This window comes from Streptomyces xanthophaeus, assembly GCF_030440515.1.
In the GTDB taxonomy this organism is placed as follows: domain Bacteria; phylum Actinomycetota; class Actinomycetes; order Streptomycetales; family Streptomycetaceae; genus Streptomyces; species Streptomyces kutzneri.
The window spans coordinates 6041370-6066136 of the sequence record NZ_CP076543.1; the positions used below are offsets into that span (position 1 = coordinate 6041370).

Below are 24767 nucleotides of genomic sequence, written 5' to 3' on the forward strand. Positions count from 1 at the left end.
GCCCGCCTCCCCCCGAGGGGAGGCGGGCCTCACACGTTGTGTCAGTCCTCGCCGAGGTAGGCCTTGCGGACGTCCTCGTTGTGGAGGAGGTCGCGGCCGGTGCCGGAGAGAACGATCTTGCCGATCTCCATCACGTGCGCGCTGTCGGAGAGCGAGAGCGCCGCCTGGGCGTTCTGCTCGACGAGCAGGATGGTCATGCCGGTGGCCTTGAGGTCCTTGATGGTCGCCATGATCTTCTGCATCATCAGCGGCGACAGGCCCATGGAGGGCTCGTCCAGCATCAGGAGCTTGGGGCGGGACATGAGCGCGCGGCCCATGGCGAGCATCTGCTGCTCGCCGCCCGAGAGGGTGCCGGCGGCCTGCTTGCGACGCTCGCCCAGGATGGGGAACATCTCGTAGGCGCGCTGGACGTCCTTCTCGATGCCCTCCTTGTCGGTGCGCAGGAAGGCGCCGAGCTGGAGGTTTTCGGCGATCGTCAGCCGGGGGAAGATGTGGCGTCCCTCGGGGGAGTGGGCGAGGCCCAGGGAGACGATCTTGTGGGCGGGGACGGCGGCGAGGGGCTGGCCGTCGAAGGTGATGCTGCCGCTCTTGGGCTTGATGAGGCCGGAGAGGGTGCGCAGGGTGGTCGTCTTGCCGGCGCCGTTGGTGCCGACGAGGCAGACGATTTCGCCTTCGTTGACTTCGAAGGAGATTCCCTTGACGGCTTCGATCTTGCCGTAGGCGACCTTGAGGTCTTCGACCTTGAGCAGTGCGGTCACTTGGCCTCTCCTTCCGTGCTGGTGGTGCTGGTGGTGCTGTCCGAGTCGGCGTCGGCCGGGGTGTCGGTGGCGGCGTCGTTGTCGGCGTCGGCCTCCGCTTCGGCGTCGGTCTCGGTGGCTTCGGCGGTGGCTTCGGCCTCCGTCTCGGCTTCCGTCTCGACCTCGGTTTCGGCGGTGGCCTCGGCCTCGGTCTCCGTCTCGGCCGGTGCTGCGGCTTCGGCGGCGGCTTCGGCTGCCTCGACGACGGCGTCGTCGGCGGCGCCCGGGTCGCCTTCGAAGGGCTCGCCGAGGTAGGCGGCGATGACGCGCTCGTCGCCCTGGACCTCGGACGCGGTGCCTTCGATGAGCTTTTCGCCCTGGACGAGGCAGGCGACGCGGTCGCAGAGGTTGAAGATGAAGCGCATGTCGTGCTCGATGACGAGGACGGCGATGCCCATGTCGCGGATGGCGAAGATGAGTTCTTCGGCAGCGCGGGTTTCCTGCGGGTTCATGCCGGCGGTGGGCTCGTCCAGGAGGATGAGGCCGGGGTCGCTGGCGAGGGCGCGGGCGATTTCCAGCTTGCGCTGTTCGCCGTAGGGGAGGTTCTTGGCCAGGTGCTGGGCCTTGTTCTCCAGGCCGATGAACTCGAGGAGTTCCATGGCGCGCGCTTCGCTGGCGGCTTCGGCCTTCTTGAAGCCGGGGCCGCGGAGCAGTGCGGACCAGAGGCCTTCCTTGGTGCGGGTGTGGCGTCCGACGAGGACGTTTTCCAGCACGGTCATGTTGTGGAAGAGCCGGATGTTCTGGAAGGTGCGGGCGATGCCGGCCTCGGTGACCTTGTGGGGCTTGGGAGGCAGGACGGTGCCCTTGTAGCTGACGGATCCCTCGGTGGGGACGTACAGCCCGGTGAGGCAGTTGAAGAAGGTGGTCTTGCCGGCGCCGTTGGGGCCGATGAGTCCGACGATCTCGCCCGAGTTGACCTGGAGGTCGACGTTCTTGACGGCGGTGAGGCCGCCGAAGCGCATCGTGACGCCCTTGGCTTCGAGAACCGTGGTCTTGGTGGTGGTGTCCGTGGTGGTCGTCATGTTGTTCACGCCCCCGCCTTGGCGGTGGCCAGGTCCTTGGGGGCCTGGTCAGCGGTGTCGTCGTGGAACTCGAGCTGCGCGCGCTTGTTGGCGATGAGGCCTTCGGGGCGGAAGCGCATGAGCAGGATGAGGGCGATGCCGAAGGCGAGGAGCTGGTAGTCCTGGAGGAAGGCCAGCTTCGCCGGGATCAGGAAGAGGAGTGCGGCGCCGAGGATGGGGCCGCGGATGGTGCCCATGCCGCCGAGGATGACGGCGGCGAGGAGGAACGCGGAGTTCGGCGGGACGGGCCCGGCGAAGACGTAGTTCTCGGGGACGACCGTGCTGTTGACGTGTGCCTGGACGGTGCCGGCGAGGCCGGCGAGGGTGGCGCCGAGGGCGAAGGCGATGAGCTTGACCTTGAAGCCGTTGATGCCCATGGCTTCGGCGGCGGTCTCGTCTTCGCGGATGGCGACCCAGGCGCGGCCGATGCGGCTGCTGCCGGCGCGGGCGAAGACCACGACGACGAGGGCCATGACGAGCAGCATCAGGAAGTAGTAGTTGGCGTAGGCGCCGAGGGTGATGCCGCCGACCACGTGGGATTCCCCGAAGTTCCACCCGAAGATTTCGAGGTGGGGGATGTTGGGGATGCCGTTGGGGCCGTTGGTGATGTCGGGGCCGGAGGTGCCGTCGAGGTTGCCCATGGCGATGCGGAAGATTTCTCCGAAGCCGAGGGTGACGATGGCGAGGTAGTCGCCGCGCAGGCGCAGGGTCGGGGCTCCGATGACCACGCCGAAGATGAGCGAGGCGAGGGCGCCGACGATGACCGCTGCCCAGAAGGGCAGGTGGATGCCGAAGGCGGATGCGGTGCTTCCGGAGACCAGGGCTGCGGCGTAGGCGCCGACGCCGAGGAAGGCGACGTAGCCGAGGTCGAGGAGGCCGGCGAGGCCGACGACGACGTTGAGGCCGAGGGCGACGGTCGCGAAGATCAGGATGTTGACCGCGATGAGCGTGTAGGTGTCGCCGCTCTGCTGGATGAAGGGGAAGGCGATGGCGGCGGCCGCGGTGCCGATCAGGGTGACCTGGCGGTACTTGGCGGTGAGGCCGCCGAGGCGGGCGAAGAGGCCGGACTTGTTCAGCGCGAAGGCGGCGAGGCCGACGGTGATCAGGTAGGCGACGAAGAGCTGCGGTTCCTTGTCATCGGTGTCGATGCCGAAGGTGATGACGAAGAGGCCGATGGCGAAGACGCCGGTGATGATGAGGATCTCGGCCCAGGACGGCAGCTGCTTGGCGGGGGCCGCCTTGCGGGTGTCGTCGGCGAGCTTGTTCACGGCGAGGACCGGGATGAACGTGCCGAGGAGGGCGACGTAGGAGCCGGGTTCCAGGTTGATGACTCCCCCGAGGACGACGGTGATGGAGATGACCGTGAACCAGGTGGCGGCGAGGTTGCCGAGGGTGAGGAGGAAGAGCGCCTTGCGGGTGCCGTTGGGGGCGAGCCAGCGGAAGCCCTTGACGCCGAGCGCGGAGAGCGCGAAGGCGAGGGTGAGGGCTGCGCCGGCGAGGGTGACGTACTGGATGTCGGCGGGGCTGCCGTAGTAGGTCAGGTCTCCGGGGAATTCGGAGGTCCAGGTCCACGCGAGGAAGGCGCTGACGATGGTGAGGAGGCTGCCGGCGATGACCGCGTAGAGGAGGGTGGTGGGCGCGGGGCCCTGCTTCACCGTGTCGGCGGTCTGCGGGGTGGTGTTGGTGGTCATGGTTCTCACGCCCGATCCGCGACGCGCTCACCGAGCAGGCCTTGTGGCCGCACGAGGAGGACGACGATGAGGAGTACGAAGGCCCAGACGTTGGACCAGGCGCCACCGCCGAGCTGCGACATGCCGGGGATGTCTTCGATGTAGGCGATCGAGAGGGCTTCGGCGAGTCCGAGGACGACGCCGCCGACCATGGCTCCGTAGATGTTGCCGATGCCGCCGAGGACGGCTGCGGTGAAGGCCTTGAGGCCGAGGATGAAGCCCATCTCGAAGTTGATCTGGCCCTTGTCGAGGCCGTAGGCGACGGCGGCGACGGCGGCGAACGCGGCACCGATGGCGAAGGCCATGACGATGATGCGGTCGGTGTTGATGCCCATCAGCTTCGCGGTGTCGGGGTCCTGCGCGGTGGCCTGCATGGCGCGGCCGCTGCGGCTCTTCTGGACGAAGATGCCGAGGGCGAGCATGCAGAGCGGGGCGAGGATGAGGACGAAGAGGTCCGCGCGCTGGATCGCCAGGCTGTCGGTGATCTTGAAGGCGGCGCCCTTGAATTCAGGGAAGCTGACGGCCTTCTTGGCGTCCGGGTAGAACTGCCAGACGAGCTGCTGGAGCGCGATCGAGAGGCCGATTGCGGTGATGAGGGGTGCGAGCCGGGGGGCGCTGCGCAGTGGGCGGTAGGCGAAGCGTTCGGCTGCGCAGGCCACGGCGACGGAGGTGGCGGCACCTCCGACGATCATGACGGGTATCGCGATCAGCAGGGAGGTGCCGGTCGGGAGGATGGCGTAGGCGCTGAGCGCGCCGAAGCCGCCGATCATGAAGATCTCGCCGTGGGCGAAGTTGATGAGCTGGACGATGCCGTAGACCATGGTGTACCCGATGGCGATGAGGCCATAGAGAGCACCGAGGGCCAGGCCGTTGGCCAGCTGTTGCGGCAGTTCGTGCACCGCAGGGCCTCCGATGAGCGTGTCGGATAAGACTCCGCGCGAGGGCGCTGTTTGCGCCCTCGCGCGGCGTTGGTTCAGGTGGTGCGGGTGGTGCTGGGGACTACGGGCTTACTGGTTGAAGGTGTCGCTCTTGACGTCGACCCACTTGCCGCCCTCGACCTTGTAGACGGTGAGCTGCTTGTTGGTGGTGTCGCCGTACTCGTCGAAGGCGACCTTGCCGGTCACGCCTTCGAAGGAGACCTTGCCGAGTGCCTCGACGACCTTGGCGCGGGCGTCGGTGGGCAGCTTGCCGTTGTTGGCGGCGACGGCGGCCTTGACGGCCTGGATGACGGCCCAGCCGGCGTCGTAGGAGTAGCCACCGTAGGCGGCGTACGGGTCCTTGTAACCCTCGGCCTTGTAGTCCTCGATGAACTTCTTGGCCGTGTCGAGCTTCTCGACCGGGTAGCCGATGGAGGTGGCGAGGTCGCCCTCGTTGGCCTCACCGGAGGCGCTGATGAAGGCCGGGTCCTGGATGCCGTCGCCGCCCATGAGGGGGACGTTGGCGCCGGTCTTCTTGATCTGGTCGGCGAGCAGGCCGCCCTCGGGGTACTGGCCGCCGAAGTAGACGGAGTCGGCGCCGGAGGTCTTGACCTTGTCGGCGGTGGAGGAGAAGTCGGTCTCCTTCACGGTGACGTGGTCGGTGCCGACGACCTCGCCGCCGAGCTTCTTGAACTCGTCGGCGAAGATGGCGGCGAGGCCGGCGCCGTAGGTCTGCTTGTCGTCGACGATGAAGACCTTCTTCTTGCCGGCGTCCTTGAAGAGGTACTGGGCGGCGAACTTGCCCTGGACCACGTCGGTGGCGGCGGTGCGGAAGTAGGTCTTGAAGCCGCGCTTGAACTCGCCCTTGCCCCAGTTGTCGCCCTGGCTGAGCGCGGGGTTGGTGTTGGCGGGGGAGACCTGCGCCAGGTTGGCGGAGGCGAAGACGCCCTGCATCTGCTGGGCGACGCCGGAGTTCAGCGGGCCGACGACGCCGAGGACGTCCTTGTTGCCGACGAGCTTGGTGGCGTTGGCCTGACCGGAGGCGGGGACCGCCTGGTCGTCGAGGGCCTCGACCTTGAACTCGATGCCCGGGACCTCGTTGTTCTTGTTGGCCGTCTTGGCCGCGAGGTCGACGGAGTTCTTGATGCCCTGGCCGAGCGCGGAGAGCGAGCCCGTGAGCGGGGCGTCCACACCGATGACGACGGTGGTCTTCTTGCCGCCGCCGTTGTCCTTGGAGTCTCCGCCGTCGCGCGATCCGCAAGCGGTGAGGGTCAGTGCTCCCGTGGTGATCACGGTGGTGAGGACGAGCAAAGAACGGTGTCGCACGATTCTTCCTTTCCCTGGCGCGGCTCTCTCGTGAGAGGTGCCGTTAGGTCGCCGGGCCGCACTGGGAGGTCCACGGCCGTGCTGATTGCGCCCTGCGGCGCGGTGACTGGCCGTGACTCTAGGCCCGAGGTGGCGAGCACGGGGAGCAGGGAAAGGAGGATGTGACGCTCTTGTTATGCCAAGGCCAAGAATGTGTAGCGGGAGTGTGGACAAATCGGACGTTTTCTTACCTTGGTGGGTGTCCGCATCCTGAGAATTACCAGTTCTCCTAAGGGGCTTGAGGCCTCCATGCACCTGTCTTAGATCATTTTCGGCCGAATGTGGCTGCGCGTGTCCAAAGGAATCCTCCGAGTGGGCTTTCTTAAGGGAAAAGGCGGATTACGGCCCTCATGTGCATTACGCAGAGTGACGGTCAAGAGGGCAGTTTCGAAACCGAATGGATCTTGTTCGAGTGGCGGTATGGCCCCTCACCTGCGGTTCGGTCCCGCGGGGCCATCTGACCGGAAGGCGGACACCGTGCTCGGGAATGCGGTGACCTCGGTCACGTCGGCGGGCGCCAGTTCTCCGAACTCCGCGTCGCGCCGCCCTCGGCGGCGCAGCGCTGTGCCACGAACCGGTCGATCAGCTCAAGTGCCTTGTCCCGCCCGGCAGTTCGCTCCTCGGCGCGTCCTGCGGCCACCGCGTCCTCGTGAATCGCGTACTGGTCGTTGGACAGGCCCTTCTGCTCCCAGTCGAGACCGGACCATTTGGTGCCCAGGAGGGTCTCCTTCGCCCAGTAGGACACGAGGCTCGTGCACACCTGTACGGGCGAGGGGGGAGCGGAGGCGGGGGCGGCGGAAGGGCTCGCGGAACCCGCCGCGGGGGTGGGCGCGGAGGATGTGCATCCGGTCAGGGCGAGCGCCGCGAGGAGGGTGTGGGCGGCGTACCGGGCCTTGCGTGGCATGGTCCCCATGGGGGGACGGTAGGCGGTGACCATCGGTGACACAACAGATGTCACCGTGAAGCGTGCGGACTGGCGGATTCCGGGCGGTTGGCGGGCGCGGTGGCGTCCGGGAACGCACACAGGCCCGGATCCGCCGCCGTGCGGGCGGGGTCCGGGCCTGTCGGGTGGTGCCGGGGCAGTGCGGTGCGGCCGTCGTGCCGTGCAGCCGTCGTGCCGTGCGGCCGGCGGCACGCAGGCCGGCGGCCGGGGGTCAGGCCCCCGCGGCGGCCGGGTCGGCGTCGCGCAGCAGGCAGGTCAGGCGGGCGGTGCAGATCCGCTTGTCCTGCTCGTCGGTGATGACGATCTCGAAGGTGGTGGTCGAGCGGCCGCGGTGCACCGGGGTGGCGACGCCGGTGACGATGCCGGAGCGGGCGCCCCGGTGGTGGGTGCAGTTCAGGTCCACGCCGACGGCGATCTTGGTGATGCCGCCGTGCATCATGGCGCCGACCGAGCCGAGGGTCTCGGCCAGCACGGCCGAGGCCCCGCCGTGCAGCAGTCCGTAGGGCTGGGTGTTGCCCTCGACGGGCATGGTGCCCACGACGCGGTCGGCCGAGGCCTCCAGGATGCGGATGTCCATCCGCTCGCCCAGGTGTCCCGCCGAGAACAGCGAGGGCAGGTCGATGCCCAGGGCCGTGTACTCGTCGAGCACCTCCTGCGGGAACTTCACTGCGTGCTGCTCGCCCATGGCCAGGCTCCGTTCGTCAACGATCGTTAACCGTCTTGTCCTGAGGTCGTTCTATCAGGCCGGTTCGAAGCGCACGACGACGGACTTGCTGGCCGGGGTGTTGCTGGTGTCCGCGGTCGAGTCCAGCGGGACCAGCACGTTGGTCTCCGGGTAGTACGCGGCCGCGCAGCCGCGGGCGGTCGGGTAGTGCACGACGCGGAAGCCGGGCGCGCGCCGCTCCACGCCGTCCTTCCACTCGCTCACCAGGTCCGTGTACGCACCGTCGGCCAGCCCCAGCTCGGCCGCGTCGGCCGGGTTCACCATGACCACGCGGCGGCCGCCGGTGATGCCGCGGTAGCGGTCGTCGAGGCCGTAGATCGTGGTGTTGTACTGGTCGTGGCTGCGCAGGGTCTGCAGGAGCAGCCGTCCCGCGGGGACGCGCGGGTACTCCACGGGCGCGGCGGTGAAATTGGCCTTGCCGGTCTTCGTCGGGAAGCGGCGCTCGTCGCGCGGGGCGTGCGGGAGCTGGAAGCCGGCGGGGCGGGCGACGCGGGCGTTGAAGTCCTCGAAGCCGGGGATCACGCGGGAGATGCGCTCGCGGATCGAGGCGTAGTCGCGCTCGAACTCCTCCCACGGGGTGGCGGAGGCCGCGCCGAGGACCGCGCGGGCCATGCGGGCCACGATCGCGGGCTCGGAGAGCAGGTGCGGGGAGGCGGGGGCGAGGTTGCCGCGGGAGGCGTGGACCATGCCCATGGAGTCCTCGACGGTCACGAACTGCTTGCCGCTCGCCTGCACGTCCTTGTCGGTACGGCCGAGGGTGGGCAGGATCAGGGCCCGCCGGCCGGTGACCGCGTGGGAGCGGTTGAGCTTCGTGGAGACGTGCACCGTCAGGGAGGCCTGCCGGATGGCGGCCTCGGTGACCTCGGTGTCGGGGGTGGCCCCGACGAAGTTGCCGCCCATCGCGAAGAGGACCTTGGCCTTGCCGTCGCGCAGGGCCTGGATGGAGCGGACGACGTCGTAGCCGTGCCCGCGCGGCGAGGTGATGCCGAATTCCTTGTCGAGGGCGTCGAGGAAGGCGGGCGCGGGGCGCTCGAAGATCCCCATGGTGCGGTCGCCCTGCACGTTGGAGTGGCCGCGGACGGGGCAGACGCCGGCGCCGGGGCGGCCGATGTTGCCGCGCAGCAGGAGGAGGTTGACGACCTCGCGGATGGTGGCGACGGCGTGCTTGTGCTGGGTGAGGCCCATGGCCCAGCACACGATGGTGCGCTTCGAGGCCAGGACCATGGCCAGCGCCCGCTCGATCTCGGGGCGGGTCAGGCCGGTCGCGGTGAGGGTCTCGTCCCAGTCGGCCTCCTTCGCGGCGGCCGCGAGCTCCTCGTAGCCGTGGGTGTGCTCGCGGATGAAGGCCTCGTCGGTGGCGCCGTCCGTCTCGATGACGAGCTTGTTGAGGAGGCGGAAGAGGGCCTGGTCGCCGCCGATGCGGATCTGCAGGAAGAGGTCGTTGAGGGCGGTGCCCTTCAGCATGCCGATGGGGGTCTGCGGGTTCTTGAACCGCTCCATGCCCGCCTCGGGCAGCGGATTCACCGAGATGATCTTCGCGCCGGCGGACTTGGCCTTCTCCAGGGCGGAGAGCATGCGCGGGTGGTTGGTGCCCGGGTTCTGGCCGGCGACGATGATCAGGTCGGCCTGGTGGAGGTCTTCGAGGGAGACGCTGCCCTTGCCGATGCCGATGGTCTCGGTCAGTGCGGAGCCCGAGGACTCGTGGCACATGTTGGAGCAGTCGGGCAGGTTGTTCGTGCCGAACTCGCGGGCGAAGAGCTGGAAGAGGAACGCGGCCTCGTTGCTGGTGCGGCCCGAGGTGTAGAAGAGGGCCTCGTCGGGGGAGCCGAGGGCGGTCAGCTCCTCGGCGATGATCGCGAAGGCCCGCTCCCAGCTCACCGGCTCGTACCGGTCGCCGCCCTCGGGGAGGTACATCGGCTCGGTGATGCGGCCCTGCTGCCCCAGCCAGTAGCCGGAACGCGTGGCCAGGTCGGCCAGCGGGTGCGCGGCGAAGAACTCGGGGGTGACCCGGCGCAGCGTGGCCTCCTCCGCGACGGCCTTGGCGCCGTTCTCGCAGAACTCGGCCGTGTGCCGCTTGTCGCCCTCGGGCCAGGCGCAGCCCGGGCAGTCGAAGCCGTCCTTCTGATTGACCTTGAGGAGCGTGCGGGCGGTGCGCGCCACGCCCATCTGCTGCTGGGCGATCCGCAGCGTGTGCCCGATCGCCGGAAGGCCCGCGGCCGCGTGCTTGGGCGGTGTGACCTGCGGTGCGTCCTGTACCGGATCACCTGTGGGCGGCTTGGTCGCCATCGCGCTCCCCTTCGAGCGTACGTACGTATGCAGCACGTGTGGCCGCGTCCTTCGATCCTTGCACGGACCACGGAATCCGGGGAGGGCGGTCCGGTGCGTACCGCGCCCGCGCGGGTGCGCCGGGGGCGTCCGGTGGGGAGGATGCGCCGGGGGAGGCGACGGGCCGGAATTGTCGGTGGGGGCGCCTAGGATCGGGGCGTGGCAGATTCATCAGCGAAGAAGACCGACCAGCCGCCCGCAGCGGACCGCCCCCGCCTGATGCTCATGGACGGGCACTCCCTGGCCTACCGGGCGTTCTTCGCGCTGCCCGCGGAGAATTTCACGACCGCGACGGGGCAGCCGACCAACGCAATCTACGGTTTTGCGTCGATGCTGGCGAACACGCTGCGCGACGAGGCCCCCACGCACTTCGCGGTGGCGTTCGACGTCTCCCGCAAGACGTGGCGCTCGACGGAGTTCCCCGAGTACAAGGCGAACCGCTCCAAGACCCCCGACGAGTTCAAGGGGCAGGTCGAGCTGATCGGCGAGCTGCTCGACACGATGCACGTGCCGCGGTTCGCCGTCGACGGCTTCGAGGCCGACGACGTGATCGCGACGCTGGCGACGCAGGCCGAGGCGGCCGGCTTCGACGTGCTGATCGTCACCGGCGACCGGGACTCCTTCCAGCTCGTCTCCGAGCACACCACCGTGCTCTACCCGACCAAGGGCGTCTCCGAGCTCACCCGGTTCACCCCGGAGAAGGTCGTGGAGAAGTACGGCCTCACCCCGCAGCAGTACCCGGACTTCGCGGCGCTGCGCGGCGACCCGTCCGACAACCTGCCGGGCATCCCGGGCGTCGGTGAGAAGACCGCGGCCAAGTGGATCACCCAGTTCGGGTCGTTCGCGGAGCTCGTGGAGCGCGCCGACGAGGTCAAGGGCAAGGCCGGGCAGAACTTCCGGGACCACCTGGAGGCCGTCAAGCTCAACCGGGTCCTGACCGAGATGGTCAAGGACGTGGAGCTGCCCAAGGCCCCGGCCGACCTGGTCCGCGCCCCCTACGACCGGACCGCCATGCTCGGTGTGCTGGACGTGCTGGAGATCCGCAACGCCTCGCTGCGCGAGCGGCTGCTCGCCGTGGACCCGGGCGCGGCCGTCGAAGAGGCCCCGGCTCCTGCGGCCGGCGTGGAGCTGGACGCGTCCGTGCTGGGCACGGGCGAGCTGGCGCCGTGGCTGGAGAGCCACGCGGGCGGCCCGCTGGGCCTCGCGAGCGTCGACAGCTGGGCGCTGGGCCAGGGCAATGTCACCGAGATCGCGCTGGCCGCGGCCGGCGGCGCAGCCGCCTGGTTCACGCCCGCCGAGCTGGACGAGGCGGACGAGCGGGCCTTCGCGGCCTGGGCCGCCGACGCGGCCAGGCCCAAGGTCGTGCACAACGCCAAGGGCCTGATGCGGGTCTTCCCCGAGCACGGCTGGACCCTCGCCGGCGTCGCCATGGACACCGCGCTCGCCGCCTACCTGGTCAAGCCCGGCCGCCGGTCCTTCGCCCTGGACGCCCTGTCCATGGAGTACCTGCACCGTGAGCTGGCGCCCGCCGCCGCCGACGGGCAGCTGGCCTTCGGCGCCGACGAGACCGCCGAGGCCGAGGCCCTGATGGGGCAGGCCCGCGCGGTCCTGGACCTGGGCGACGCCTTCACGGACAAGCTCGCCGAGGTCGGCGCCGCGGAGCTGCTCCACGACATGGAGCTGCCCACCTCCGAACTCCTCGCCCGGATGGAACGCTCCGGCATCGCCGCCGACCGCGACCACCTGGAGGCCATGGAGCAGCAGTTCGCGGGAGCCGTGCAGCAGGCCGTCAAGGAGGCGCACGCCACCGTCGGCCACGAGTTCAACCTCGGCTCGCCCAAGCAGCTCCAGGAGGTCTTCTTCGGCGAGCTGGACCTGCCGAAGACGAAGAAGACCAAGACCGGTTACACCACGGACGCGGACGCGCTGGCCTGGCTGGCCACGCAGACCGACCACGAACTCCCCGTGATCATGCTGCGGCACCGGGAGCAGGCCAAGCTGCGCGTCACCGTCGAGGGCCTGGTCAAGACCATCGCCGCCGACGGCCGGGTGCACACCAGCTTCAGCCAGACCGTCGCCGCGACCGGCCGGCTGTCCTCCACCGACCCCAACCTGCAGAACGTGCCGGTGCGCACCGACGAGGGCCGCGCCATCCGCCGCGGCTTCGTCGTCGGCGAGGGCTTCGAGTCCCTGATGACGGCCGACTACAGCCAGATCGAACTGCGCGTCATGGCCCACCTCTCCGAGGACGAGGGCCTGATCGAGGCGTTCGCGACCGGCGAGGACCTGCACACCACCGTCGCCTCCCAGGTGTTCGGCGTGGAGCGGTCCGCGGTCGACGCCGAGATGCGCCGCAAGATCAAGGCCATGTCGTACGGACTCGCCTACGGGCTCTCCGCCTTCGGCCTCGCCCAGCAGCTGAACATCGAGCCCGCCGAGGCGCGCGGCTTGATGGAGACCTTCTTCGAGCGGTTCGGCGGGGTCCGCGACTACCTCGGCCGGGTCGTCGACGAGGCCCGCGCCACCGGATACACGGCGACGATCTTCGGCCGCCGCCGGTATCTGCCCGACCTCAACAGCGACAACCGCCAGCGCCGCGAGGCCGCCGAGCGGATGGCGCTCAACGCCCCCATCCAGGGCACCGCCGCCGACATCGTCAAGGTCGCGATGCTGCGCGTGGACAAGGCGATCGCCGGGGCCGGTCTGCGGTCGCGGATGCTGCTCCAGGTCCACGACGAAATCGTGCTGGAGATCGCCCCGGGCGAGCGCGAGCAGGTCGAGGAGCTGGTGCGGCGCGAGATGGGCGCCGCCGTCGAGCTCCGGGCCGCGCTGGACGTGTCGGTGGGCGTCGGCCCGGACTGGGAGTCCGCCGCGCACTGATCGCCGTACGGCCGGCCCGGCGCCCGTCCCCGCCGCTCAGGCGGTGGGGACGGGCGTCCGCGTTTCTTCGTCCGTGCGGCGCCCGGTCCGGTCGCGGCGGTGCCGCAGCCGCACGAGGACCCCGTAGACCAGCAGCGCGACGGTCAGTCCGCCGCCCGCGCCGAAGCAGACGGTCGGGATGATGTCGAGCGGCGTACGGATCCGGTCGAAGAAGTCGAAGAAGCGGAACACGCGCCGGGTGACGCCGGCCGCCACGCACACCACGAGCAGGGCGAGCGCACCCCAGAGCTCCGCGCGGGAGAGCACCGGCACGGCCGCGGGCGCCGGGAGGGCGGGAATCCGGCGCAGGGCGGTCACCGTGAACCAGAGCAGGGCGCAGGCGGCGACGGCCGAAGTGCCGTACTGGAGGAAGGAGTAGCCCGGCAGGCCGTAGACGAGCGGCTCGGCGAGATCGGGCAGCGCGTTCGTGCCCCAGCGGTCGTTGTGCGTGAAGCTGTCCCACGCCACGTGGGTGAGGGAGCCGACGGCCGCCGAGACGTAGAACCAGCCGACGAGCGCGGCCGGCCGGGGACGCTCGCGCCACGCCTCGCCCCGCACGAAGGCGTACACCCTGCCCCGCCAGCCGCGCGGCAGGAGAGCGATCAGCGGCTCGCGCAGCAGAAGCCAGAAGCCCACCAGGACGGCCGTCAGCGCGGCGTCCAGTGTGAGGACGCCCGGCAGCGAGTGCGTGAAGGCCCCGTAGGTCAGGACACCCTCGACGACCGCGTCCGTGAAGTAGAAGGTGTCCGGCGCGAACGACCCGAGGACGAGCGCCGATGCGACGAGAGGGCCTCGTGCACGCCCGGTCCGACGGATGGCCGGAAGTACGGCGGCCGCGTGGCTGAGAGTGAACGGCATGGCACCTCTCCTGGGACTTCCTGTGGACGTTCCTTACTTCGGGCCAATGCTCCCGAAGGGTCCAGACAGTATGCGTGACCTGCCTCGGGACGTGGGGATCCGGTGAATTCCCGGCTACCTTGCGTGCCGTGTGCAGGGAGTTGACGTAGGGTCACGCGGACGTCGAGGGGGAGGGGTCCGGCTCATGTCGGCTCGAATAATCGGACGCAGGCTGCGCAGGGGAACGACGGCCGCCCTGGTCTCCGCTCTGGTGGTGGCCGCGGTGACGGCCTCCCAGGGCCCGGCGGGAGGGAGCACCGACCGGCTCTCCGCCGCCGGGGAGTCCGCCGCGCCGCCGCAGCCGGCCGCGGACACGGCCGGCGGCGACTCCGCCTACTTCACCGAACTCCCGCCGCTGGTCGGCCCGCAGCCACCGGAGGTGCTGCCGCCGGACGAGGCACCGGCGCAGCCGCAGGCGCCGGCGGTCCCCGAGGCCGCCGCCGCGGCGGCGGCCTCGACCGGGCCTGCGGAAGGCGCGCAGGGGATACCGGCGAGCGTGCTCGCCGCGTACCTGCGCGCGGAGAAGACGGTGGGACAGAGCGACCCGGGCTGCGGACTGCGCTGGCAACTCCTCGCGGCGATCGGCAAGGTGGAGTCCGGGCAGGCGCGTGGCGGGCAGGTCGACACGGCCGGCACCACGCTCCGGCCGATCCTGGGGCCCGTGCTCGACGGCAACGGCTTCGCGAACATCTCGGACACGGACGGCGGGGCCTACGACGGGGACGCCCGGTACGACCGGGCGGTCGGGCCGATGCAGTTCATCCCCTCCACCTGGGCGTCATGGGGCCAGGACGCGGACGGCGACGGCCGGCGCAACCCGAACAACGTGCACGACGCGGCGCTCGCCGCCGCCCGGTACCTGTGCGCGGGCAGCCGCGACCTGCGGGTGGACGGGGACCTGGACCGGGCCGTGCTCTCCTACAACCACTCCGCGGAGTACCTGCGCACGGTGCGGTCCTGGTTCACGTACTACCTCAAGGGGACGCACGAGATCCCGGACCGGCCCGGCACGGGCCCGGCCACCCCCACGCCGCCGCCCCCGAGCCCCACCCCGAAGCCGACGCCGACGCCTGCTCCGACTACGCCGACGCCGACTCCGACGCCTGAACCGAAGCCGACACCGACTCCCACCCCGACGCCGACGCCCACGCCGGACCCGACGCCGACCCCGACGCCCGACCCGAAGCCCACTCCCACCCCTACCCCTACGCCTACGCCTACGCCTACGCCGACCCCGACACCTACGCCGACGCCGGACCCGAAGCCCTCGCCGACCCCGACGCCCACGCCGACGCCGCCCCCGACCTCGAAGCCTTCGCCGACCCCGACGTCCAGCCCGACGCCCAGCTCGTCACGCACGCCGAAGCCGACCGCGTCTCCGGCCCCCACTCCGGCGGTGCCCCGGCCAACCCCGGGACAACACACCTAGTGCTGTGACCGGGAAGGTTCACCGGGTCACAGCACCAGGCCGCGCCTTGTGGATCAAGCCGGGCTCGAGGACCGGGCCTGGGGTCAGTTCGTGCAGCCGGGAATCGCCCCGACGGGCCGGCAGTTGTTGGGCGTGTTCTCGACGATCCGGCTCCTGACGAGGGTCAGGGCGGTGCCGGCGGAGGTTCCTTGCCAGACGCCGCCGCCGTTGAGCGCGATGTTGCGCCGCACCTTCGTGTCCGTCAGCGTGGTGGTGCCGTCATTGGTGATACCGCCACCCGTTTGGCCCGCGCGGTTGTCCGCGATGGTCGTCGAGGAGATGTCCAGCGGAGAGCGGTCGTTGTAGATTCCGCCGCCCTGCTGGTAGGCGCGGTTGCCCTCGATGTGCGAGTTCTTGATGGTCATGGAGACCCCGGCGGTGAAGAGGCCGCCCCCCAGCTCCGTGGCCTGGTTCCGCACCACTTTGGTCTTCTGCAGCAGGGTGGTGCTTCCCGGCCCGTTGTAGATGGCACCACCCCGCTGGGCAGCACTGTCCCGCACGACGCTGTCGTACATCTCAAGGGTGCTGCTCTGGTTCACGTAGATGGCGCCCCCCTGGTTCGCCGTGCTGTTGGTCACGGTGCTGTGCTTGAGGATGAGCGTCCCGCCGTCCGTGGGCAGGTAAGTGCCGGCGTAGTCGAGATAGCCGCCGCCGGTCGCGGTGACGCCCTCGACCGTCAGGCGCCCGCCGGGGCCGTCGATCTGCGCGATGCGGAAGCCCTCGGTCGCGTCGGGATCCCGTCGGATGGTGGTCTTGTCTCCCAGCAGCGTGACGGTGCCCGTGATCCTGGGCAGGGCGTTGGGGCCGAGACCGCCGGTCGACGCGGGAGTGAGGACGTTGTAGACGCATTTGGGTGCGAGCCGGATGGTGTGCGGTCCGGTGTTGTTGTTCGCGGCGTCGATCGCGTTGTTGAGTGCGGTGACGTCGCACGGAATGGCCGCCAGGGAGGTCGCGTCCGCGGGGTTGCCGAGACTGAGCGCGGCCACGACCGGCACAACCAGGGCCGCGGCCTTGAGTCGACGTCTCTGCATCACTTCTCCGATCATCGTGTGTAATCGTTTGATTACGTTCCGTTGATGATCAGTGTTCCACGGGGTGGGTGTCCCGCCGTGCGCAACGCGGGGGTGGGTATGCCGGCGGGTGCCGAGGTCCCCCCGGGTGGCCCAGTGGTGATCTGCGGCTCGAACGGTTCTCATCTCGACCCCGCATTGCTACGGTGCCCCATCTCTGACGCCTCATCAGATTTCGGAGCCCCGGCATGCGCGCATTCGTCGCCGCCGTCATCGGCCTCGCGGCCGCGCTGGCCCTCGTGTTCGCCATAACGGCGTTCGGGGTGCCCGAAGGCGAGACCTCACCCAAGCCCCTGCTCACCACCGCGCCCCCCGCGCCCGGAAAGTAGAGGAGGGCCCGGCCGTGCGACGCAGAGCGAGCCTTGTCCTGCTGGCCCTTGCCGTGTTCTGCGCAGCCCTCGCGCCGCTGCTGCGCTGGTACGCGTACCCCCGCCTCGCCAAGATCCCGCCGAACCAGTACCAGGAGATGGTCCTGGAGGCGAAGGACGCGACGCTCCTCGACTACACCGGCGGCATGCAGCCCAAGAAGGTCGACAAGGTCACCATCGTCCAGACCCTCAAGGGCAACGTCGAGGCCTCCGAGGAGATAGAGGCGAGTGCGGGCAAGGACGTCGTCGTCTGGGACACGCTGTCCTACATCATCGGTCCGGACGGGAAGATGGTCTCCCAGATCCCCGAGCGCTACATCTTCGACGCGCACACCCAGGACCCGGTCCACGCCACCGGGGAGATGGTCGACGGGGACCCCGTCAAGCGCGAGGGCATCGAGTTCAAGTGGCCCTTCTTCACCGAGCCGCGCGACTACCTGTACTTCGACGCGCAGACCCGCACCTCCTCGCCGATCCACTACGTCGGGCCGCGCACGTTCAAGGGCATGGACGTCTACTACTTCGAGCAGACCGTCCCGTGGACCAAGGTCGCCATGCCCAAGAAGATGCCGATCGAGGGCATCGACCCGTCGACGATCGAGGCGGCCACCGGCACCACCCTCTGGTACACGGTCAAAGCGAGGTTCTGGGTCGACCCGGTGACCGGCGCGCCCGTCAACGCCGAGCAGGACATCCAGCAGGAGATGCGCGGCGGCATCGCGGCCGGCGGCCCCGACGGCAAGCTCACCGCCTTCGCCGGACACGTCACCATGCGCGAGGACTACTCGGACTACACCGTCGACCTCGTCAGGTCGAACCGTACGAAGGTCCTCGCGCTCCACACCTACGCGCCGATCGGTCTGGCCGCCGGCGGGTTCGCACTGCTCGGGCTGGCCCTGTGGCTGGAGGCCCGCAGCCGCCGCGTCAGCGCCTGAGCCGGGCGTTGGTGTGCCGGGTGGGCTCGGCGGTGGCCGGATCCTCCGGCCAGGGGTGCTTGGGGTAGCGCCCGCGCAGCTCCGCACGCACGGCCCGGTAGCCGCCCTGCCAGAAGGAGGCGAGGTCGGCGGTGACGGCGGCGGGCCGGCCGGCGGGCGACAGCAGGTGCACCAACACCGGTACGCCGGCCACCCGCGGGGTCTCGGCCAGCCCGAACAGCTCCTGCAGCTTCACCGCGAGCACCGGCTGGCCGTGCTCGGCGGAGTAGTCCACCCGGATCCGGGATCCGCTGGGCACCTCCAGGCGTTCCGGAGCCAGCTCGTCCAGCCGCACGGCCTCCCCGGTGGCCCACGGCAGCAGCCGGTTCAGGGCCTGCCCGGCGTCGATCCGTCCGAGGTCGGCGCGGCGCCGGGCCCGGGACAGCTCGGGCTCCAACCACTCGTCGGCCCGCTCCAGCAGGGCCCGGTCCTCGGCCACGTCGGGCCAGGCACCGCCGAGCGTGCGGTGCAGGAAGCCGAGGCGGGCCCGCAGGGTCAGCGCGTCCGGGGACCAGCGCAGCAGCCCGAGCCCCTCGGCGCGCAGCCCGTCGAGGAGCGCGGCCCGTACGAGCGCGGGGTCCGGGGTGCGCAGCGGACGTACGGCCAGTCCGATCGCCCCGAGCCGCTCGGCGGCGCGGGCGACGAGGTCGCCGTCCTCCCAGTGGACCTCTTCCCCCGCGGTGAGCAGGTGCGCGGCGGCGGCCCGGGCCGTGTCCTCGTCGATGACGGCGCCGAGCCGGACCCGGGCGGATGCGGAATGCGGGGGCCTGTCGGCGACGGCGACGGCCAGCCAGGGTGCCTGGCGCAGGCCCGATCCGTCGCCGACCCCGGCCGCGGTGCCGTTGGCCATGAGGAAGGCCCCTTCGCCCCTGGCTTTCGCCACCCGCTCGGGGAACGCGAGGGCGGCGATGAGCCCGGCGACGCCGTCGTCGGGTGCCGCACCGCTGCCGGGGCTCCGCCCCGGACCCCGCGCCTCAAACGCCGGCGAGGCTGATTCTTCAGCCCCGCCGGCGTTTGAGGCGCGGGTCTGGTCCCCGGCAGCGGTGCTCCCGACCGGGGTGCGGGGTGCAGACCCGGCCCCGGTTTCGGCGGTGCGCCCCGCAGGGGAAACGGCACGCTCCAGGCGGCGGGCCTCCGCGCGCCAGCGGCCCGCGTAGCCGTCGCCGCCCGCGCGGGCCTGCCGCCACGCGCCGGCCAGGTCGTCCCCGTACTCGCGCGGCGGCTCCTCGCTCAGCAGGGCCACCACCTCCGCCGCCCGGCGGGCACCGAAGGCCGAGGAGCCGTCCAGCAGGGCCCGGGCCAGCCGCGGGTGCAGCCCGAGCCGGGCCATCCGCTGCCCGCGCGCGGTGACCGCACCGGCCGGGGACACCGCGCCGACGGCCACCAGCACCTCGCGCGCCGCGGCCATGGCCCCCGCCGGGGGCGGATCCAGCAGGGCCAGCCCGGCCGAGTCCGGGTCGCCCCAGCAGGCGGCCTGCAGGGCGAACTGCGCCAGGTCGGCGATGCGGATCTCCGGCGAGGGGAACGCGGGCAGTCGGCCGTCCTCCGCCTCGGCCCAGCAGCGGTACACCGTGCCCGGTGCCTCGCGCCCGGCCCGGCCCGCCCGCTGGCGCCCGGCCGCGCGGGACGCCCGTACGGTCGCCAGCGCGCCCAGCCCCCGCGCGTGGTCCGTCCGGGGCTCGCGGGCCAGTCCGGAGTCCACCACCACGCGTACCCCGGGGACGGTCAGGCTCGACTCCGCCACGGCGGTCGACAGGATCACCCGGCGGTGCTCCGCGACGGAGAGCACCGCGTCCTGGACGGCCGCCGGGGCCCGGCCGTGGATCTGGAGCACCTCCGCGTCCACCCCGGTCAGCTGCCCGGCGACCCGGGCGATCTCGCCGACGCCGGGCAGGAAGCACAGGACGTCGCCGTCGCGTTCCGCCAGTGCCCGCCGTACCACCGAGGCCACGTGCGTCAGCTGCGCCGGATCCACCCGCATCCCGTGCGGGGGCCGCACCGGCCGGGCCGGCGGGGCCCAGACCTTCTCCACGGGGTACGAGACCCCCGCGGCCTCCACCACCGGCGCGCCGCCCAGCACCCGCGCCCAGCCGGCGGAGTCCGTCGTCGCCGAGGCCGCCACCAGCCGAAGCTCCGGGCGCAGGGTCTCCCGTACGTCGAGGAGGAAGGCGGCGACCGTGTCGGCGTCCAGGTGCCGCTCGTGGCACTCGTCCAGGACCACGACGTCCACCCCGGCCAGCTCCTGGTCACGCTGGAGGCGCTGGAGCAGCACTCCGGTGGTCACCACCTCCACCACGGTGTCCGGGCCCGCCACCCGTTCCCCGCGCACGGTGAAGCCGACCGCGCCGCCCACCTGCCCGCCCAGCAGCCAGGCCATCCGGCGCGCCGCGGCCCGGGCCGCGATGCGCCGGGGCTCGGCGACGACCACCTTGCGCCGCGGCCCGCCGCCCACCAGCCCGGCCAGGACCAGCGGCACCAGCGTGGTCTTGCCGGTGCCGGGCGGGGCGCAGAGCACCGCCGTGCCGTGGCCGTCCAGCGCCGAGACGAGCGCGGGCACGGCCTCCCGTACGGGCAGGGCGTCGAGGGCGGCGGTACGGATCACGTCAGTCGCGCTCGCAGACGAAGATCGCGGTGCCCGGGATCAGGTTGCCGCGCAGCGGGGACCAGCCGCCCCACTCCTGGCTGTTCCACTCCGGCCACTCGGGCTCGACCAGGTCGAGCAGGCGGAAGCCGCCCGCGACCACGTCGCGCACCCGGTCGCCGATCGTGCGGTGGTGCTCCACATATACGGCGCGGCCCTGCTCGTCCTGTTCCACGTACGCGGTGCGGTCGAAGTAGGAGGCGGCGACGGACAGCCCCTCGGGTCCGGGCTCGTCGGGGAAGGCCCAGCGGACGGGGTGGGTCACGGAGAAGACCCAGCGGCCGCCGGGGCGCAGGACGCGGTGCACCTCGCGCATGACATTGACGGGGTCGGCGACGAAGGGGACGGCGCCGTAGGCGGAGCAGGCCATGTCGAAGGAGCCGGCGCGGAAGGGCAGGCGTCCGGCGTCCGCCTCGACGAGGGGGAGGTCGTCGCCGATGCGCAGGGCGTGCTGGAGCTGGCGGTGGGAGAGGTCGAGGGCGACCGGGCGGGCGCCCTGGGCGGCCAGCCAGCGCGAGCACTGGGCGGCGCCGGCGCCGATCTCCAGGATGTCCTTGTCCCTGAGGGAGGCGGCGGGGCCGAGGAGGGCCGCCTCCGCCTCGTCGAGCCCCTCGGGACCCCACACGAAGCGGTCGTCGCCGAGGAAGGCGCCGTGGTCGCTCTGGTACTCGTCGGCGTTGCGGTCCCACCAGCTGCGGCTCGCCCGGCTGCTCTCCGCTTCCCCCGCGTCACGCCGTGTGGCCTCGGGGTCTTCCACCGAGACCGGATCGGCTTCGGACGCTACTTCGGAGGCGTAGTCCTCTTGGTTCATGGGGCCCGTCGTCGTAGTCTGCGAATGTCTTCTGAATGTGGCAGGAAGCGCCAGGAACGGCTTCCTGCCCATGAATTGTGCCGGTTGTGCGGCGATCCGCCCGGGGTGTGCGCCTTCGCGCATTGACCCTGTCCGGCTGCCCCCGTATGCTACAAGTTGCGCTGCGAGCCTGTGCTCCTCAGACCTAGCAGGCTGCGCTTGCATCTGTTGATGTCCCCTCGGTTTTCGAGGCCCCGCCGCTCTTCGCGGAAGGGGGTCTCCTTGGCTGTCCGGCTTCTTCGGCAGATGCCGATAAGGGCTCCCGGCGTAGCAGTACCTACGACTTTCTGTCCGTAACCGGAGCCCTTTCCCACATGACGAGCAGCACCGAGACCACCTCTACCACTCCGCAGGTAGCGGTCAACGACATCGGTAACGAGGAAGCCTTCCTCGCCGCGATCGACGAGACGATCAAGTACTTCAACGACGGCGACATCGTCGACGGCGTCATCGTGAAGGTCGACCGGGACGAGGTCCTGCTCGACATCGGTTACAAGACCGAAGGCGTGATCCCGAGCCGTGAGCTCTCGATCAAGCACGACGTCGACCCGAACGAGGTCGTCAAGGTCGGCGACGAGATCGAGGCCCTGGTTCTCCAGAAGGAGGACAAGGAAGGCCGCCTGATCCTGTCCAAGAAGCGCGCTCAGTACGAGCGTGCCTGGGGCACGATCGAGAAGATCAAGGAAGAAGACGGCATCGTCACCGGTACCGTCATCGAGGTCGTCAAGGGTGGTCTCATCCTCGACATCGGCCTCCGCGGCTTCCTGCCGGCCTCTCTCGTCGAGATGCGTCGTGTCCGCGACCTCCAGCCCTACGTGGGCAAGGAGCTCGAGGCGAAGATCATCGAGCTGGACAAGAACCGCAACAACGTGGTCCTGTCCCGCCGCGCCTGGCTGGAGCAGACCCAGTCCGAGGTTCGCCAGACGTTCCTCACCACCCTGCAGAAGGGTCAGGTCCGCTCCGGCGTCGTTTCCTCGATCGTCAACTTCGGTGCCTTCGTGGACCTGGGTGGCGTCGACGGTCTCGTCCACGTCTCCGAGCTGTCCTGGAAGCACATCGACCACCCGTCCGAGGTTGTCGAGGTCGGCCAGGAGGTCACCGTCGAGGTTCTCGACGTGGACATGGACCGCGAGCGTGTCTCCCTGTCGCTGAAGGCGACGCAGGAGGACCCGTGGCAGCAGTTCGCCCGGACCCACCAGATCGGTCAGGTCGTCCCGGGTAAGGTCACCAAGCTGGTTCCGTTCGGTGCGTTCGTCCGCGTGGACGAGGGCATCGAGGGTCTGGTCCACATCTCCGAGCTGGCCGAGCGCCACGTGGAGATCCCGGAGCAGGTCGTCCAGGTCAACGACGAGATCTTCGTCAAGGTCATCGACATCGACCTTGAGCGTCGCCGGATCTCGCTGTCGCTGAAGCAGGCCAACGAGTCCTTCGGTGCCGACCCGGCGTCGGTCGAGTTCGACCCGACCCTGTACGGCATGGCCGCGTCTTACGACGACCAGGGCAACTACATCTACCCCGAGGGCTTCGACCCCGAGACCAACGACTGGCTCGAGGGCTTCGACAAGCAGCGCGAGGCCTGGGAGACCCAGTACGCCGAGGCGCAGCAGCGCTTCGAGCAGCACCAGGCTCAGGTCATCAAGAGCCGCGAGGCCGACGAGGCCGCTGCTGCCGAGGGTGCTGCCGCCCCGGCCGCCGGTGGCAACGCCGGTGCGGGCATCTCGGGTGGTTCGTACTCCTCGGAGTCGGACGAGACCTCCGGCGCCCTGGCGTCGGACGAGGCCCTGGCCGCGCTCCGCGAGAAGCTGGCCGGCGGCCAGAGCTGATCGCAGCGCGCATCACACTCCGGTGTGAGCCGAGCTGAACTGCGTTGAACGGTAAGGCCCGTCCCCTTCGGGGGGCGGGCCTTACCGCGTTTCCCCGTCCGGTCTCCCGCTCGTGATCCGCTGCGTCCGCCGCGTGATCCGCCGCGTGATCTTCCGCGTGATCCGCCGCGTGATCCATGATGTGATCCGTTGCGTTCCTGTGAATGCGGCCAACTGGGGAATGGCCGGGCCGCCTTGGACGTTCTTGGCTGAGAACGAGGCGAGGAGGAGTGGTGACGGTGCTTGATCCACAGGGTTTGTACGAATGGGATGCCAAGGGCCTGGCGGTGGCCGACCTGGCGGTCGCCCAGGACTCGGCCGGGCTGGTCATGCTGTACCACTTCGAGGGGTACATCGACGCGGGTGAGGCCGGCGAGCAGATCGTCGAGCGGCTCCTGGACACCCTGCCCCACCAGGTGGTCGCCCGCTTCGACGCGGACCGGCTGGTGGACTACCGGGCCCGGCGCCCGCTGCTGACCTTCCAGCGCGACCGCTGGACGGAGTTCGAGGAGCCCCGGCTGGAGGTCCGGCTCGTCCAGGACGCCACCGGAGCGCCCTTCCTGCTGCTGTCCGGCCCGGAGCCGGACGTGGAGTGGGAGCGTTTCGCCGTCGCCGTCCGGCAGATCGTCGAGCGCCTCGGCGTCCGGCTCTCGGTCAACTTCCACGGCATCCCGATGGGCGTCCCGCACACCCGTCCCGTGGGCATCACCCCGCACGGCAACCGCACCGACCTCATGCCGGGCCACCGCAGCCCCTTCGACGAGGCCCAGGTGCCGGGCAGCGCGGAGTCCCTGGTGGAGTTCCGCCTGGCCCAGGCCGGGCACGACGTGCTGGGCGTCGCCGCGCACGTACCGCACTACGTCGCGCGCTCCGCGTACCCGGACGCCGCGCTGACGGTGCTGGAGGCGATCACGGCGGCGACCGGGCTGGTGCTGCCGGCCGTGGCGCACGCCCTGCGCACCGAGGCGCACCGCACCCAGACGGAGATCGACCGGCAGATCCGCGAGGGCGACGAGGAGCTGGTCAGCCTGGTGCAGGGGCTGGAGCACCAGTACGACGCGGCCGCCGGGGCCGAGACTCGGGGCAACATGATCGCCGAGCCGGCGGAGCTGCCGTCGGCGGACGAGATCGGCCGCGAGTTCGAGCGGTTCCTGGCGGAGCGCGAGGGCGAGAACTGACGTACGGGCCGGGCCCCCTATGCTGCGGGGCATGCTGAAAGTAGGCCTGACGGGCGGAATCGGTGCCGGCAAGAGCGAGGTCTCGCGACTGCTGGCGGGGTACGGGGCGATCGTCGTCGACGCCGATCGGATCGCGCGCGAGGTCGTGGAGCCCGGTACGCCGGGGCTCGCGGCCGTCGTGGCGGCCTTCGGGGAGTCGGTGCTGACCGCGGAGGGGACGCTGGACCGGCCGAAGCTGGGGTCCATCGTGTTCGCGGACCCGGCGAAGCTCCAGACCCTCAACGCGATCGTGCACCCCCTGGTGGGGGTCCGGTCGGCGGAGCTGGAAGCCGCCGCGGGGGCCGACGCGATCGTGGTGCACGACGTACCGCTGCTCGCCGAGAACGGCCTGGCGCCCCTCTACGACCTGGTCGTCGTGGTGGACGCGGCGCCGCAGACGCAGCTGGCGCGGCTGACCGCGCTGCGCGGGATGGCCGAGGAGGAGGCGCGGGCCCGGATGGCCGCGCAGGCGACCCGGGAGCAGCGGCTCGCGGTGGCGACCCTCGTGATCGACAACGACGGACCGCTGGCGGCGCTGGAGCCGCAGGTGCGCAAGGTGTGGGACGAGCTCACGGCGCGGGCGGCGGGCGGGGCCGCCTGACGTGTGCATGGAATAGCGGGTGGGGCGGGGGCGTTGAA

At 70.7% G+C, this 24767-nt stretch carries 19 protein-coding genes; 7 read left to right on the plus strand and 12 right to left on the minus strand.

Annotation, left to right across the window (positions count from 1 at the left end; all coding sequences use genetic code 11):
- Window positions 1-41 precede the first annotated feature (41 nt).
- The 8 genes from KO717_RS26940 to KO717_RS26975 form a co-directional block, all read right to left on the minus strand.
- Window positions 42-758: an ABC transporter ATP-binding protein gene (locus KO717_RS26940; protein WP_301371782.1), complete on the minus strand. Its 717-nt coding sequence runs from the start codon at window positions 756-758 to the stop codon at window positions 42-44.
- Window positions 755-1819: an ABC transporter ATP-binding protein gene (locus KO717_RS26945; protein WP_301374782.1), complete on the minus strand. Its 1065-nt coding sequence runs from the start codon at window positions 1817-1819 to the stop codon at window positions 755-757. Before KO717_RS26945 ends, KO717_RS26940 begins: the two co-directional genes overlap by 4 nt.
- Before the next feature lie 5 nt (window positions 1820-1824).
- The gene (locus KO717_RS26950; RefSeq protein ID WP_301371783.1) at window positions 1825-3549 is read right to left on the minus strand and encodes a branched-chain amino acid ABC transporter permease; all 1725 of its coding nucleotides are present in this window, start codon (window positions 3547-3549) and stop codon (window positions 1825-1827) included.
- A gap of 5 nt (window positions 3550-3554) precedes the next feature.
- On the minus strand, window positions 3555-4487 hold the full coding sequence (locus tag KO717_RS26955) for a branched-chain amino acid ABC transporter permease (RefSeq protein ID WP_030762336.1): 933 nt from the start codon (window positions 4485-4487) through the stop codon (window positions 3555-3557).
- A 108-nt stretch (window positions 4488-4595) separates the two neighbouring features.
- Window positions 4596-5831 (minus strand): branched-chain amino acid ABC transporter substrate-binding protein, encoded by a 1236-nt coding sequence (locus KO717_RS26960; RefSeq protein WP_301371785.1) that lies wholly within the window; start codon window positions 5829-5831, stop codon window positions 4596-4598.
- 541 nt (window positions 5832-6372) lie between these two features.
- Complete coding sequence (locus KO717_RS26965) at window positions 6373-6783, minus strand: hypothetical protein (RefSeq protein ID WP_301371787.1); 411 nt, start codon at window positions 6781-6783, stop codon at window positions 6373-6375.
- Between the two features lie 241 nt (window positions 6784-7024).
- Window positions 7025-7498: a PaaI family thioesterase gene (locus tag KO717_RS26970; protein WP_301371790.1), complete on the minus strand. Its 474-nt coding sequence runs from the start codon at window positions 7496-7498 to the stop codon at window positions 7025-7027.
- 54 nt (window positions 7499-7552) lie between these two features.
- The gene (locus KO717_RS26975) at window positions 7553-9823 is read right to left on the minus strand and encodes an FdhF/YdeP family oxidoreductase (RefSeq protein WP_301371792.1); all 2271 of its coding nucleotides are present in this window, start codon (window positions 9821-9823) and stop codon (window positions 7553-7555) included.
- A gap of 264 nt (window positions 9824-10087) precedes the next feature.
- Between KO717_RS26975 and polA the strand changes: the two genes are divergently transcribed.
- The gene (gene polA / locus KO717_RS26980) at window positions 10088-12742 is read left to right on the plus strand and encodes a DNA polymerase I (protein ID WP_437184656.1); all 2655 of its coding nucleotides are present in this window, start codon (window positions 10088-10090) and stop codon (window positions 12740-12742) included.
- Between the two features lie 36 nt (window positions 12743-12778).
- Here polA and KO717_RS26985 read toward each other — a convergent pair whose 3' ends face one another.
- On the minus strand, window positions 12779-13639 hold the full coding sequence (locus KO717_RS26985) for a DUF4184 family protein (RefSeq protein WP_301371795.1): 861 nt from the start codon (window positions 13637-13639) through the stop codon (window positions 12779-12781).
- Between the two features lie 184 nt (window positions 13640-13823).
- Between KO717_RS26985 and KO717_RS26990 the strand changes: the two genes are divergently transcribed.
- The gene (locus KO717_RS26990) at window positions 13824-15107 is read left to right on the plus strand and encodes a lytic transglycosylase domain-containing protein (protein WP_301371797.1); all 1284 of its coding nucleotides are present in this window, start codon (window positions 13824-13826) and stop codon (window positions 15105-15107) included.
- An 83-nt stretch (window positions 15108-15190) separates the two neighbouring features.
- Here KO717_RS26990 and KO717_RS26995 read toward each other — a convergent pair whose 3' ends face one another.
- Entirely contained in the window at window positions 15191-16177 is a 987-nt protein-coding gene (locus KO717_RS26995) for a hypothetical protein (RefSeq protein ID WP_301371799.1), read from the minus strand.
- 227 nt (window positions 16178-16404) lie between these two features.
- On the opposite strand from KO717_RS26995, the gene KO717_RS27000 reads away from it, so the two are divergent.
- Both KO717_RS27000 and KO717_RS27005 read left to right on the plus strand, forming a co-directional pair.
- Window positions 16405-16545: an SPW_0924 family protein gene (locus KO717_RS27000; protein WP_106971437.1), complete on the plus strand. Its 141-nt coding sequence runs from the start codon at window positions 16405-16407 to the stop codon at window positions 16543-16545.
- A 14-nt stretch (window positions 16546-16559) separates the two neighbouring features.
- Window positions 16560-17519, plus strand: a complete 960-nt coding sequence (locus KO717_RS27005; RefSeq protein ID WP_301371803.1) for a DUF3068 domain-containing protein — start codon at window positions 16560-16562, stop codon at window positions 17517-17519.
- Here the strand turns inward: KO717_RS27005 and KO717_RS27010 are convergent.
- Together KO717_RS27010 and KO717_RS27015 are read right to left on the minus strand one after the other, a co-directional pair.
- Complete coding sequence (locus KO717_RS27010; RefSeq protein WP_301371804.1) at window positions 17509-20160, minus strand: ATP-dependent RNA helicase; 2652 nt, start codon at window positions 20158-20160, stop codon at window positions 17509-17511. The two genes, KO717_RS27005 and KO717_RS27010, sit on opposite strands and share 11 nt — an antisense overlap.
- A gap of 1 nt (window position 20161) precedes the next feature.
- The gene (locus KO717_RS27015) at window positions 20162-21010 is read right to left on the minus strand and encodes a class I SAM-dependent methyltransferase (protein WP_301371805.1); all 849 of its coding nucleotides are present in this window, start codon (window positions 21008-21010) and stop codon (window positions 20162-20164) included.
- A gap of 353 nt (window positions 21011-21363) precedes the next feature.
- Between KO717_RS27015 and rpsA the strand changes: the two genes are divergently transcribed.
- From rpsA to coaE, 3 genes are all read left to right on the plus strand, one after another.
- Window positions 21364-22872 (plus strand): 30S ribosomal protein S1, encoded by a 1509-nt coding sequence (rpsA, locus tag KO717_RS27020; protein WP_030010959.1) that lies wholly within the window; start codon window positions 21364-21366, stop codon window positions 22870-22872.
- Between the two features lie 278 nt (window positions 22873-23150).
- On the plus strand, window positions 23151-24089 hold the full coding sequence (locus KO717_RS27025) for a PAC2 family protein (RefSeq protein WP_301371806.1): 939 nt from the start codon (window positions 23151-23153) through the stop codon (window positions 24087-24089).
- 31 nt (window positions 24090-24120) lie between these two features.
- Window positions 24121-24729, plus strand: coding sequence for a dephospho-CoA kinase (gene coaE, locus KO717_RS27030; protein WP_301371807.1), 609 nt, complete (start codon window positions 24121-24123; stop codon window positions 24727-24729).
- Window positions 24730-24767: the final 38 nt, after the last annotated feature.

Coding starts and splice junctions, on each gene's coding strand:
- polA (WP_437184656.1), top strand. CDS start 10,088: ATGGACGGGCACTCCCTGGCCTACCGGGCGTTCTTCGCGCTGCCCGCG.
- coaE (WP_301371807.1), top strand. CDS start 24,121: ATGCTGAAAGTAGGCCTGACGGGCGGAATCGGTGCCGGCAAGAGCGAG.
- KO717_RS26945 (WP_301374782.1), bottom strand. CDS start 1,819: ATGACGACCACCACGGACACCACCACCAAGACCACGGTTCTCGAAGCC.
- KO717_RS26970 (WP_301371790.1), bottom strand. CDS start 7,498: ATGGGCGAGCAGCACGCAGTGAAGTTCCCGCAGGAGGTGCTCGACGAG.
- KO717_RS26950 (WP_301371783.1), bottom strand. CDS start 3,549: ATGACCACCAACACCACCCCGCAGACCGCCGACACGGTGAAGCAGGGC.
- KO717_RS27015 (WP_301371805.1), bottom strand. CDS start 21,010: ATGAACCAAGAGGACTACGCCTCCGAAGTAGCGTCCGAAGCCGATCCG.
- rpsA (WP_030010959.1), top strand. CDS start 21,364: ATGACGAGCAGCACCGAGACCACCTCTACCACTCCGCAGGTAGCGGTC.
- KO717_RS26965 (WP_301371787.1), bottom strand. CDS start 6,783: ATGGGGACCATGCCACGCAAGGCCCGGTACGCCGCCCACACCCTCCTC.
- KO717_RS26990 (WP_301371797.1), top strand. CDS start 13,824: ATGTCGGCTCGAATAATCGGACGCAGGCTGCGCAGGGGAACGACGGCC.
- KO717_RS26985 (WP_301371795.1), bottom strand. CDS start 13,639: ATGCCGTTCACTCTCAGCCACGCGGCCGCCGTACTTCCGGCCATCCGT.
- KO717_RS27000 (WP_106971437.1), top strand. CDS start 16,405: ATGCGCGCATTCGTCGCCGCCGTCATCGGCCTCGCGGCCGCGCTGGCC.
- KO717_RS26995 (WP_301371799.1), bottom strand. CDS start 16,177: ATGCAGAGACGTCGACTCAAGGCCGCGGCCCTGGTTGTGCCGGTCGTG.
- KO717_RS26975 (WP_301371792.1), bottom strand. CDS start 9,823: ATGGCGACCAAGCCGCCCACAGGTGATCCGGTACAGGACGCACCGCAG.